The organism is Lacipirellula sp. (genome assembly GCF_965279485.1).
Taxonomy (GTDB): Bacteria; Planctomycetota; Planctomycetia; order Pirellulales; family Lacipirellulaceae; genus Lacipirellula.
The window spans coordinates 4,409,264-4,422,045 of record NZ_CBDIIC010000002.1; the positions used below are offsets into that span (position 1 = coordinate 4,409,264).

The following is a 12,782-nucleotide window of genomic DNA, read 5'->3' on the forward strand; positions in this document are numbered from 1 at the left end:
GGGGCCGCCATTGCGTCGATCGCTATTTGCTGTGCGGGGGGCGGTTCGCTACGCGGGCTGCCGACGGCGTACCGCCCAGCCGGCAACGGCGGCAATCGCCAACAGCGAAACCGTAGCGGGTTCTGGAACAGCGGCCGACACGGCTGATGCGGCCGTTGTCACTGGGGGAACGGTTCCGTAAGTCCGTTGCCAGACCAGGAAATCGGCCCCGTCGGTCACGCCGTCGCCATTGGCATCGCCGGCTGCGCCGGTTCCGAAGGCGCCCTTCCAGATGACGAGGTCGTCGTCGTTCACATAGCCGTCGTTGTTGAAGTCGGCGTCGTTGGGCGTGAGATTAAGCGCCGTCAGCACGCGGAACTGCAAGGCATTGTCTCCAGCCACGCTGAGGTTGAACGTGATCGTGCGATGGTCGGCGGAAATTGCGACCTGGTTCGTCGGGTTGAAGACGACGCCGCGATTGGCCGCCTGCCCGTAGTTGCCAAAGCCGCCGACGATTTTGTCGGAGAGGACGAGCGTACCGGCGTTGGTGATGAGGCCGATGATCTCGTCAGAGAATGTGACGGATCCCGCGATCTGCTTCAGCGTACCGACTTCGTTTCCTTGGGGATCGAAGTTCAGCAGGTAGCTGACGTACTCGGTGTTTTGAGGCAAGGTGCCGCCGGAGAAGCCGCCATTTTGCGAGTCTTGCGCGCCCGGATCGATTACGGCGTTGACGCTGAGCGCCTGAGCGAGGCGTCCGCGCGTTTCTTGCGCGACTTGCAGAGAGTTCGATTCCGTCATGCCGAGCGATAGATCGGTCGGGCGAGCGGCGGCGATCGCCGCCCCTCCCGCGACGCTGCCAATTCGGTATCCTGCGCCGTCGAACTTCGCGTTGTACATATTGGCGACGTTCGCCGCGTCGATCGCATAATTGGCAAATCGTATCTCAGCGATTTGTCCGCGAAATCCGCCCAGAAACGGCAAGGCGCCGCTGCCGCCGTTAGCTCCGGTGGTCGAGACGTTGTTGCGCGACCCGCCGAGATTCGCTTCATCCAAGCCGTCCCAGTTGATGGCTCCGTTCGCTCCGGGCGTGCCGGCGACTTTGCTGAACAGTGCGCCATTGATGTAAAGGGCGAGGTAACGGTCCGCCGGGTTGTCGGAGATGACGGCCGTCACTTCCATGAACCGCTTCGTTGGATCGTCAAACATGTTGAGCGGAGCCGTGGCGGTGAGATTGGCGCCGCTAGAGCCGAGGACGCGGGCGCGGATTTCATTGAACGAGCCGTCGCCGTTGGCGTCGCCGATCGAGATCGACATGCCGGCGGCAGAATGGCCGGTTTCGAAAATGAGCTGATTGTTATTGAGGGAGTCGGTTTTCACCCACAAGGTGACGGTCGCGGAGTTGTCGTTGTCGTACGCCGTTCCAGCCTTCGGGTTGGAAACACGGAAGTAGTTGCGGAACATGTAGTCGTTGCCGTCGAACTTAAACGCTTGCTCTGAAAGGTTCGGCGGCAGCGCGTTGGTTGCGACCAGAGTGGCCGTGGTAGCGGGGTTGCGGGGCCAGTTGTGGATGTAGTCCCACGATTCGCTGCGTAGATCTCGGCGGCGCGTCGTTGAACGCCACTGGGTCGGGTACTCGCCGCGATCATCCGCAGACCAGTTGAACATGAACGGATCAGAATCGCTGTAGGGCATGTCGGCCCCAACGCCGTCGAGCCAAGTGTTGAGCTTGCCGAGCATATTCGCCGTTTTCTCCGGCATCGCCGTGGCGAGGTTCAGCGGCGAGCTCGGATCGAAGCTTTCGGTCGGATTGGCGGCGATGTTGAAGAGTTGGACGCGGTCGGGATTGCCGTCGTATCCATAGATCTTCACCAGTTTGTAGTCGCCGTCGCGGACCGCCGACATCGGCGACGCATTGTCCGAGAAGTGAGGCATGTGGAAGAAGAGCTCCCCGTTCGCCCCGAAAGCGCGTTGGAGTTGTTGGCCTTCGGGGAGAGTGCCGCCGTTGTGCAGGACGGGGACGATCGAGGCGCTTTCGAGCATCGGATCGAGCGGAGCGGTGACGCCGGCTAGTTCGGATGCCGTCGCGTAGAAATCCGTTCCGACGATGGGGACGTTACTAACGGAATTAGCATTGATGCCGGGCCCTCTTACGATGTAGGGGACGCGAATGCCCCCTTCCCACAGATTGCCCTTGCCGCCAATGAGCGGCTCATTGAACCTTGAGGACATCTGGCCGCCATTGTCGGAAGTAAAGAACAGATACGTGTTGTCGGCGATGCCCAACTCATCGAGTTGGTCCATAATCGAACCGACGAAAGCATCCAACTCGAAGGTCGAGGCGGCGACCAAATCGGAGCGATGACGCTGGCCGAGGGGCTTACTCTGAAAGTGGCTGAAGACTGAAGCTCGGGATTCAAATGGCCCGTGAGCCGCATTCGGAGTCAGCATCAGCATGAACGGCTTGTCGGCCGCTTTCTGCTCCGTCATGTACGCCTTGGCGTGCTTCGCGACGGCAAAGTTTTTGTAAGGGTCTTCGCCCGGAACCTCGTACCCGAATTGGTGAAAGTCGTAGAGGTCGAAGCCGTACTCCAGCGGATTGGCGCCGACGTGGTCCTTGCGGAGCATGGCGGTGCCGTAGTTGGTCTGCTCCTTCATCCACTGCGCCACGGTTCTGTTTTCGTCCAGCTTGTACATCGGCAGGACGCTGGCGATGCTGTGCCCCTCATTGAGAGCGGTTGGAGTAATCGCCGAGTCGACGATGTCCGTGAGATGCGTTTGCGCGGGGCTTTTGCCGGTGAGAATGGCGATGCGCCCCGGCGAGCACATGGGGCCGCCGCTGTAGGCGCTGGTGAACCTCATTCCCTGCGTTGCAAGGCGTTCGAGATTCGGCGTTTCGTGATAATCACTCTTTGAGAGAGGTTGCGTCGGATCGATTTGCACCGACGTTTGAGTCCAGCCGATGTCGTCCGCCAGAATGAAGACGATGTTCGGCTTCGCGGCGCCGAACGCCTGGCAAGCCGGAAGAACGGCCCACGCCCCGAAAGCAATCGCAACAATCTGAGCAGAGAAGAGATGCAATCGTTGCTTCATGGTGATCTTCAGCTAAGTGCGGAAAGAGGCGTCGATTCGTCGCCGACCCTGGCAACGAGCGTCCGACCGAGGGAGATTAACTCTAAATGGGGATCGATAACGCATCAATTCGCTCCAGCGTCGGCGATGAGCTTTCACGCGCGTCCCCAGCGGGGACGTGCTGCGAAGCCGACGCTAGGCGGCTTTCTCGCTGCAGGAGCCACGTTTGCGGGCGACTCCCACCGCCGTGGTTGCCAATCCGATCGCGACCATCGCCAGCGACGATGGCTCGGGCACTGCTGAAACGCTCGCCGTGACGGCGGGCGTTGCGGCGACACTAGTAGCGACCGTGGAGCCGTAGGCGACGCCGGTTCCGTTATTACGTTGCCAGATCATAAAGTCGGCCCCGTCGGTGACGCCGTCGCCGTTCGCATCGCCGGCGGCCGAAGTGCCGAAGGCCGTCTTCCACACGGAGAGATCGGCGCTGTTGACGATGCCGTCGCCGTTGAAGTCGCCGGGACCAGTGAAGCCGGTAATGATGCGGAATTGCTGCATTTGATCGCCGGCCGCGGTTAGGCGGTAGGTGATCGACATCCGATCGGCGGAAATCCTGATGAAGTCGCCCGTAGCGCCCGAGCCGGTGAAGGTCAGGCCGCGATCGCTGGCGACGCCGTAGTCGCCGATCGAGCCAAGAATCTTGTCGGTACCAGCGAGCGAGGCGTCGTCGAACAAAATGCCGAGGATGATTTGGTTGAAGTTGACGGTGCCGGTCGTGTTGATGGAGCTTCCAGAGGTTCCGACGGGATCAAGTTGGAATAGATAGCTGCTCACCAAGGTCCCTGCCGCCAGTTGGGCTGGCGTTCCTGGCGTGCCGTTCCGCAGGAGGACGTTGGCGCTTAGGCCGGCGTCGAGCGTGAGGCTCGCGTCGAGACGGTCGCTGCGCTCGTGATAGATCCGCACGGTTGCCGCCTCGGAGGCATTCTTGGCAACGCTGCTGGGGCGTTGGGTCGCGGTGGTGGCGCCGCCGGCGAAGCTTTTGATGCCAAACATTGTGGGCGCCAACGCGGAATTGTAGTTGGCAAGGACGCTGGTCGGAGTGAGAGCGTAGTTGGTGAATTTAGCGCTCGCCATTTCACCGCGGAAACCGCCGGTAAATGGCTGGACGCCAGTGCCGCCGGCAGCGCCGAGGCCCTCTCCGCCGACGTTCCCAAGGCCGGCGCGGTCGTAACCGTCCCACTGGAGGCTGTGTGCTTCGCCGAGTTGGCCGTTGATTTGCCCGGCAAGCGCACCGTTGATGTACAGCTGCAGGTAGCGGTCGGTATTGCTGTCGTTGTAGACGGCCGTGGCCTGAATGAAGTCTTTCGTCGGATCGGCGAAGCGGTCGATCGGGACGTCGAGCGTCAGGGCTTCGCCGTTGGCGCCGAGTACGCGGAAACGTAGATCGTTGCTGCCGCCGACGCCATCGGCGTTGCCGAGCGTGAGCGACATGCCATTGGTCCCGTCGCCCGATTCCATCAGGATGCCGCTGCCCTGCATGTCGTCGACGCGGAACCAGACTTGGGCCGACATGGAGCGGTCGAAGTCGTTGGTGCCAGGGTTAAGCGTCGTGGTGCGAGCAGTGGGGTCGCTCACGTGGAAGAAGCGAGTGTTCATGCCATCGCCGCCGTCGAAGTTGAACGCCGCTTTCGATAGGTTGGCTTGGTAGCGTTCCGCGGCCGCGCGGGTCGGCGCCTCGCCTCCCGCATTGATCGTCCAGCTTTCGCGAGCCTTATAGTCGACGTTTTCCAACGAGCGCCAGAGGGTGGTATCGACTCCCGGCGTCTCGGCGTTCCAAGTGAGGTTGATGTTCGTCTTGACGTCGTAAGCGAACGAAGCGTCGATCGCCGCTAGGTAGGTGTTGAGCTTTCCTTTCAGGTCGGCGACGATCGTCGGGTTTTGGTTCGCAATGTTGACGGCTTCGCCGATGTCTGTCTTGAGGTTGTAAAGGAAGTACCTATCGGCGGCTCCATTCTCGCCGTACTGACGATAGAGCTTGTAGTCTCCGTCGCGGACGAATGACGCCGGGATGAGTCGAGAGCTCGTGCCAACCGCCATGTATTGCGGTTGGTGAACGTAGATTTCGCCCCCTTGGCTGTACTGTCGCTCAAGGTGGTCGACGCCAGCCGGCAAGACGCCGCCGTTCTTCAGCACGACGTTGAGATCGGCGCCCTCGACCCCTTGCGGGACCGGTCCGGTGTAGCCGGCCCAGGAAGCGACCGTCGAGAAGATATCCATGGTCGTGACGGGAAGGTCGCTGAACGTGTTCGCAGCGATGCCGGGACCCGACGCGAAGTAGGGAACGCGAACGCCCCCTTCCAGAATCGACGATTTCCCGCCGCGCAGGGGGTAACCAGAGCTGAGATTGAGGGCCGCCCCGTGATCGGAAGTAAACAAGATATAGGTGTTGTCTGCGATTCCCAACTGCTGGACTTTGTCGAGGACCATCCCGACCGTGGTGTCCATATGTTCGATCATGGCGGCATAGTTGGGGTCGCTATGAACCGCCCCCTTGGGGAGGGCCGCATACTTCGCGACAGTTTCCGGCTTAGCGTAAATAGGCGGGTGAGGCGCCTTGGCGGCATACTCCATCAAGAACGGCTTGCCGCTTGCGACCGACTGCGACATGAAGATGTTCGCCTCGTTGGCGAGCGCTTCAAGTCCCCAAGGATCGACGTTTTGCGACGGGACGCCGACGTCTTTGTAGTAGTCGAAGCCTGACGCGATGGGCGTTACCGATGCAGGAATGTCGAGATGCCACTTGCCGATCAGCCCCGTGGTGTAATTGGGGTTTGCTTGCTTCACGATGCGGGGCATCGTTAGCTCGTTGGGATCAAAGAACTCAGGCGTGGGGGGAGTCAGCGGCAGGCCGGTGAACGACCCCATGTAGCGCGGGGTTCCCGGCTGCGCGTCCTTCAACTCCGTTTGCTGGAGTTGGCCGGGGCTTTTGCCGGTGAGCAACGCCGCGCGTGTTGGGCTGCACATCGAGGTGGGGGCGTACCCGTTGCTAAAGCGCATGCCTGACTGGGCGAGCGCCGCGATGTGCGGAGTCTGATAGAAGTCGCTCTTCGAGTTCGGGACGTTCGGGTCCATGAGGACCGACAGGCCGTTCCAGCTCAGGTCGTCCATGATCATCACGATGATGTTCGGCGCGGCGGGCTGAGCGGAGGCTGTTTCGATTGAACTGAACGCCAAGACGCTGAGGATTGCCAACGAAATGGCAGGTCGGGCGAACGTCGTGACGGCAAGTCGGACCGCAGAGAAGATTGTCATTGATGAGTCGGGCAGGGAACTTAGTGGAGATCCTTAGCACTCAAGCGACGTCCCTGCCACTTTCTGCTGACAAATAACCCTTTTCGCACTAGCTCGCGAGGAGCGACCTTGAGTATTCACCAACTGTGGAGAATGTACAGGTTTTTGGGGAAATTGAACGCTTTTCGCAGCCTGGTTTGAGTTACATTTGCGCAATAATTCGGTCTAGAACAAGTGGACCGTTGTGAGTCAGTAAGGCCACCATTCTTAAGGGCCAAATTCGGCGTACGAAGTCACTCGATTGGGAGCCTGCACTGGCTTCGGATTTGGCAACTGAGCCGCCCCAGTTCTGCGTCCAATGGAAAGCCATCGATTCACTTGTAGTTCGACTCGTCGGTCCAGCATCGGAGGCCGCGATATGTCCTGGGCGACATCCAGGACGCTACGGGCCAGGCAGTAAATCCTCGCTGGATGCCCACCGCCCGCCAGTTCCGGGTGGACACTCTTTCGCATCCCTCGCCGGGCCATCCCGCCCCCCCATCTACTGCGAACGGCAAATTCGGGGAGATCCTCCTTCGATCTCGGCGAATTTACGGCCCCCGTGATAGACGGCGCTGGCTTCGGATAGCCAGAATGAGTCCATTCCTTAGGTAATGAATGCGGCGTCGAGGCATTGGTCCAGGGTTGATGGAAGCAGATTCTTTAGATCGCTCGATTATCGTCGTCGGGGCGCCGCGATCCGGGACGACCCTACTGGGGCGATTGCTCGGCGAGCACCCTGCGCTGGCGCACGTCGACGAGCCCCGCCTCACCTGGCGGTACGGCAACGACGCCAAGGGGGACATGCTCACCGGCCGCGACGCCCGCCCGGAAGTTTGTCGGTATATCCGCGCGAAGTTCGCGGAGGCCGTGCGCAATGACGGCAAGCAACGGCTGCTGGAAAAGACGCCGAGCAATTCGCTGCGGATGGAGTTCGTCGATCGGGCGCTGCCGGGCTGTATTTTCGTTCACATCATTCGCGATGGCATCGAATCGTCACTCGCGATTCGACGGTTCTGGCAAGATCACGCCCACGGCGTCGACCGCGGCAAATTGTGGGAGCGGCTGCGGGAGATTCGCCTCCGCCAGTTGCCCTATTACGGCCGCGAGTTCATTCGTCGCGTTGCGCCGAAGTCGCTTTCTGGATTGGTGCGGCGACCCGTTTGGGGACCCCGCATTCCGGGGATCGATTCGCTGCTGCTGGAGCTGGAACTGATTGAAGTTTGCGCCCTGCAGTGGCGGACGTGCGTCGAGGCGGCCTGCCATTACGGCCGCGAGCTGCCGGCCGACCGCTACCTGGAGGTGCGGTTGGAGGAAATGTCGCTCGACAAGCTGCGGGAGATGCTCGCGTTCTGCCAACTCGATCCATCGCCGGAAGTTGAAGCGGCGTTTGCGCGGGATTTCGATTCGCAACAGACGGCCCATCGGCGCAGCGTCGCCCAGCCTGAAGATTTGGAACTCATTAACAAGTGGACCGAGTCGACCCGCAAGTGGCTCGGCTACAGTGACTGAAGTCGTTGAAATATGCCTTCAAAAACGCCTCAAACATTGCTGTTGATTTCGCAGGTCTACCCTCCCGACCCGACGTCGGTGGGGCAGCACATGCATGACGCGGCCGTCGAAATGGTTCACCGCGGCTGGCGGGTGATCGTGTACACCTCGGCCCGCGGTTACACCGATTCGTCGCAAAAGTACCTGCCGCGGGAGACGCGCGACGGGGTCGAGATTCGCCGGCTGCCGCTCTCGAGCTTTGGAAAAAGTACGCTGGCGCTGCGGCTACTGGGGCAGATTCTGTTCGTAGCACAGGTGGCCATGCGCGGGCTGTTCACCGGCGGGCTTTCGACGATTCTGGTCAGCACCAGCCCGCCGATGGCAGGCGCTGCGGCGCTGTGGATTCGCTTCTTCCGCCGCGTGCCGGTGAAGTTCTGGGTGATGGACCTGAGCGTCGATCAGATGATCGAGGCGGGGCTCGCCAAGCCGAACGCGATCACTACGCGGCTGCTGCGTGGGGTTTACCGCCGGACGCTGCAGAAGTCGCAGGGGATCGTCGCGCTCGACCGGTTCATGGAAGAGCGGATCGCCAAGACCTACGGCGTCGACAAGAACGTCCACGTGATGCCGCCGTGGCCGCACGAAGATCACGTCGATCCGGTCGCGCACGCTGACAACCCTTTTCGCACGCAGCATGGGCTGACGGACAAGTTCGTCTTTATGTACAGCGGCAACATGGGGATTGGGCACCCGATCGACGTGCTGCTGCAAGCGGCGCGACAGCTGGAGGATATGCCCAACGTGATGCTGCTGTTCATCGGCGGCGGGGTGCGGCGGGCGGAAGTCGAACGCGAGATCGCCGAACGGAAGCCGAAGAACGTGATGCTGCTGCCGTACCAGCCGATCGACCAGCTGCGGTATTCGCTTTCGGCGGCCGACGTCCATCTGGTGACGATGGAAGACGGCGGCATCGGCTGTTTTCACCCCTGTAAAGTCTACGGGGCGATGGCAGTAGGGCGTCCGGTGCTGTTTGCCGGGCCCGATCCGTCGCATGTGACAGACCTGATTGAGCGATATATGATGGGGTGGCGTATTTCGCCCCATGATCCGGACCAAGCAGCCCAGGAAATGCGGCGAATTGCGGGTCTGCCGACGGCCGAGCTTCAAGCAATGGGCGAGCGAGCGCGAGCCGCGATCACCCAGGATCTGAGCAAGACCCAACTCTGTAACCGGTTCTGCGACGTCGTCGTGAGCGGCGTCGCCGGGTGAGCCATGCGTTGAGACATACGTTGAGCCAAATTTGAGAAGTACTCCTTTCGAGGAAAGATAGCGAGCGAGTTTATGAGCAAACGGGATCAGGTAATGCAGCTGCTGCGCGAGTGCGTCGCGGAGTATGGCGAGCAGACTGGCGGCGAATACGACCTGAAGGACGAGACGCCGCTCATCGGCCCCGACTCGCCGGTCGATTCGCTCGGCCTAGTGATGATCATCACCGGGTTCGAGTGCAAGTTGAACGAAACGTTCAACGCCGAGGTGGTGCTCGCCAGCGAGAAGGCGATGTCGATGAATCGGAGCCCGTTCCGGACGCTCGGCGCGATGGCCGACTACGGCGTCGAGTTGCTCGATGAAGAGGCCGCCGCATGAAGCCGCAAGATTCCGCGATCGTCATCACCGGTTCCAGCCGCGGCATCGGCTTGGGGCTCACCAACGTCATGCTCGAACGGGGCTGGCATGTCTTCGGCTGCAGTCGCGGCCCGAGCGAGGTGCAGCACGAACGCTACCAGCATTTCGAAATCGACGTCGCCGATGAGAAAGGCGTCGTCCATCTGTTCGGCGGCGTCCGCAAGAGCGGCAAGCCGTTGTACGCGGTGCTGAACAACGCCGGCACGGCGTCGATGAACCACGTGCTGACGACGCCGTTCGAAACGATGAAGAAGCTGTTCGCGGTGAACGTCTTCGGTACGATGCTTTGCAGCCGCGAAGCGGCGAAGCTGATGCTACGGCACAAGACGGGCCGGATCATCAACTTCGGCAGCGTCGCGGTGCCGTATTCGCTGGAAGGCGAAGCGGTCTACACAGCGTCGAAGTCGGCCGTCGAGGCCTACACGAAGGTGCTAGCCCGCGAGATGGGCGAGCATGGGATCACCGCCAATTCGGTGTCGCCGAACCCGGTGAAAACCGACCTGATCGCCGGCGTGCCGGTCGAGAAGATGACGCGTTTGATCAACCGGCAGTCGATCAAGCGGTACGGCGAGTTCGAAGACGTGCTGCGGGTGGTCGACTTCCTGCTCGATCCGGAAAACACGTTCGTCACCGGGCAGGTGATCTATCTCGGAGGTCCGTGATGCCGCTCACGTGGCTGCTGGACCGATTTCGGGAACATGCCGACGACGAGGCGATCGTTTGGCACGACCAGATCACGCGCTACGGCGAACTGCTGGAGCGCGTTGAGCGGGCCGAGGAATTTCTACGGGCGAACGACGTGCGGCCGGGCCAGGCCGTGATGCTCGACGCCGATTTCTCGCCCAATGCGATCGCGTTGCTGCTGGCGGCCATGCAGAATCGCAACGTCATCGTGCCGATCGCTCGGCATGTGACGGCTGATCGCGACAAGTATTGCCGTCTGGCTCAGGTGAGCCACCGGCTGAGCGTCAACGCCGACGACACCTACGGCTGCGTTTCGACGCCTGTAACGGAACCGCCGCACGAGCTGTTTCAAAAGCTGCACGAAACGCAAAGCCCGGGGTTGATTCTCTTCAGCTCCGGTTCGACCGGCGAGCCGAAGGGGGCGGTCCACAGCCTCGACTTCCTGCTGAACAAGTTCAAGCTATCCCGCCACACTCAGCGGATGATCACGTTCCTGCTGTTCGACCATATCGGCGGGTTCAACACGATGATGTACGGCCTGGCCAATCATGGCTGCATCATCACGCTGCCATCGCGCGACGCGGCGACCGTTTGCCGGGCGGTGGAGAAGTATCGGGCCGAGGTGCTGCCGGCGTCGCCGACGTTCCTCAACTTGCTGTTGGTGAGCGGCGAGTACGCCAAGCACGACCTCTCGAGTCTAAAGATCATCAACTACGCCACCGAAGTGATGCCGGCGGCGACGCTGGAGCGGCTGAATGCCGCGTTTCCGGGGGTGACGTTCCGGCAGTCGTACGGGATGACGGAACTGGGAATCATGCGGACCCAGTCGCGAGACAATGCCTCGACCTGGATTCGCGTCGGCGGCGAGGATTACCAAACGCGTGTGGTCGACAACATCCTGCACATCAAGGCGAAGTCGTCGATGCTCGGCTATTTGAACGCCCCGTCGCCGTTCGACGCCGAGGGGTGGTTCAACACGCAGGACGAGGTGGAAGTCGACGGCGAGTGGCTGCGGTTTAAGGGCCGCAAGTCGGACATCATCAACGTCGGCGGCGAGAAGGTTTATCCGGCCGAGGTCGAGACCGTCATTTTGGAAGTCGAGAATATTGCCGACGCTACGGTGACGAAGGAAGCGAATCCGCTCACGGGGAGCATCGTCGTCGCCGAGGTGACGCTCCACCAGGACGAGCCGTTGCCGAGCGTCATCAAGCGGATTCGGCAGCATTGCTTCTCGAAATTGCCGTCGTATAAGGTTCCGGTGAAGATCCGGCTGAGCGACGCGTCGGCGCGGGTGAGCGAGCGGTTCAAAAAACAGCGGAATGATCAGTAAAAGACGGAACCGCCGATAAACGCGGATGAACGCAGATTAATTCATTGGCGTTTATCTGCGTTTATCTGCGGTTCCAAATTTCTATTGCCAACGGTCGTCATGTCGTCGCCCTCCCCTGCCCCGTCTGTCGCCGCTGGCGTCGCCAAGATTCGGCCGCTCGGGCCTGAGGACATTGGCCACGTGCGGGCGATGCTCGCCAAGCGTGACGGCCATGCGTGGGACGAACGTTCGACGGCGTGGTTTCTGCATGGGCTCGATCCGCAGCGCTGCATGGCGTGGGGGGCGTTTGTCGGCGACAAGCCGGTTGGGCTGACGTCGATGTTTCTGCGAACGCTGTCGGTGAACGGCGGGACGGAACGAGTCGCCTATTGGGCGAACCTTTACGTCGACCCCGACTATCGCGACCAGATGCTTTATCCGCGGTTGCCGATGACGATGCTCACGTCGCTGAAGTCGCTCGGGATCGAGATGCTGTACGCACCCGTGCGGCTGCCGCAGCTGACAAAGGCTCACCTCGGGTTGGGCTTCGCGAAGGTGGGCGCCATGGAGGTGCTGGTGCGGCCGTTGCGGCCGGCGCGGTTCATTTGCAAGTACAAGCGGATCGGGTGGGCGCGGCCGCTCGCGGGGCCGGTGGATGCGGCGTTCGGAGCCGTGCTGGCGCTAACCGCGGCGCGGCCTGTAGCGGGGACGCGTATCGACGACGGGTCGATCGAACAGCGGCCGGTGGAGCAACTAGAGGCCGTGGCGGCGCTGATCGGCGAGCGCTCGGCGGGGCGGATCGCACAGCTCTGGTCGGCCGAACTGCTGCAGCAGCGGTACGGTCAGACGCGCGAAGGCGGAAGCTACCGCTTGGCGACCGCATGGCGGGGGGACACGCTGCAGGCGGCGGCGATCTACCGGTTCGCAGAGCGCGGCGACGGGATCCAGGTCGGCGTACTAATGGATTTTGCGTTCCGCGAGGGCGCTGAGGCCGACGGTGCCGCGGTGCTACGGGCCGTGGAGAAAGCGACGCTCGCCGCGGGGGGCGAACTGCTGCTTTACCTCGATGGCTTGGGCGACGCGAATCGGCAGTTGCTCAAGCGGCGTGGCTTTCGTTCGTCGCCCGAGAACTACGAGTTCCTCGTCTGGCCGAAGAAGCTGGCGACCGCCGAGGCGCGCTTCGGCGATTGGGATCGTTGGGCGTTTTCCTTCCGCGACCACGACGCATTTTGAGAGG

At 61.7% G+C, this 12,782-nt stretch carries 8 protein-coding genes; 6 read left to right on the forward strand and 2 right to left on the reverse strand.

The window, feature by feature from the left end; all coding sequences use genetic code 11:
• Positions 1–48: 48 nt before the first annotated feature.
• Both ACQY7R_RS25115 and ACQY7R_RS25120 read right to left on the reverse strand, forming a co-directional pair.
• On the reverse strand, positions 49–3,072 hold the full coding sequence (locus ACQY7R_RS25115; RefSeq protein ID WP_428308294.1) for a sulfatase-like hydrolase/transferase: 3,024 nt from the start codon (positions 3,070–3,072) through the stop codon (positions 49–51).
• Positions 3,073–3,246: 174 nt separating this feature from the next.
• A complete protein-coding gene (locus ACQY7R_RS25120; protein WP_428308295.1) occupies positions 3,247–6,360 on the reverse strand; it encodes a sulfatase-like hydrolase/transferase in 3,114 nt (1,037 codons plus the stop codon).
• A gap of 666 nt (positions 6,361–7,026) precedes the next feature.
• Here ACQY7R_RS25120 and ACQY7R_RS25125 point away from each other — a divergent pair.
• The 6 genes from ACQY7R_RS25125 (at position 7,027) to ACQY7R_RS25150 (ending at position 12,778) form a co-directional block, all read left to right on the forward strand.
• Positions 7,027–7,890, forward strand: a complete 864-nt coding sequence (locus ACQY7R_RS25125; protein ID WP_428308296.1) for a sulfotransferase family protein — start codon at positions 7,027–7,029, stop codon at positions 7,888–7,890.
• A gap of 12 nt (positions 7,891–7,902) precedes the next feature.
• Positions 7,903–9,138, forward strand: coding sequence for a glycosyltransferase family 4 protein (locus ACQY7R_RS25130; RefSeq protein ID WP_428308297.1), 1,236 nt, complete (start codon positions 7,903–7,905; stop codon positions 9,136–9,138).
• A gap of 72 nt (positions 9,139–9,210) precedes the next feature.
• Positions 9,211–9,513: a hypothetical protein gene (locus ACQY7R_RS25135; protein WP_152097519.1), complete on the forward strand. Its 303-nt coding sequence runs from the start codon at positions 9,211–9,213 to the stop codon at positions 9,511–9,513.
• The gene (locus ACQY7R_RS25140) at positions 9,510–10,214 is read left to right on the forward strand and encodes an SDR family NAD(P)-dependent oxidoreductase (RefSeq protein WP_152097520.1); all 705 of its coding nucleotides are present in this window, start codon (positions 9,510–9,512) and stop codon (positions 10,212–10,214) included. Before ACQY7R_RS25135 ends, ACQY7R_RS25140 begins: the two co-directional genes overlap by 4 nt.
• Positions 10,214–11,566 carry a class I adenylate-forming enzyme family protein gene (locus tag ACQY7R_RS25145; RefSeq protein WP_428308298.1) on the forward strand — a complete coding sequence of 451 codons (1,353 nt, stop codon included), beginning with the start codon at positions 10,214–10,216 and terminating at the stop codon, positions 11,564–11,566. Before ACQY7R_RS25140 ends, ACQY7R_RS25145 begins: the two co-directional genes overlap by 1 nt.
• A gap of 99 nt (positions 11,567–11,665) precedes the next feature.
• Entirely contained in the window at positions 11,666–12,778 is a 1,113-nt protein-coding gene (locus ACQY7R_RS25150) for a GNAT family N-acetyltransferase (RefSeq protein WP_428308299.1), read from the forward strand.
• Positions 12,779–12,782 lie beyond the last annotated feature (4 nt).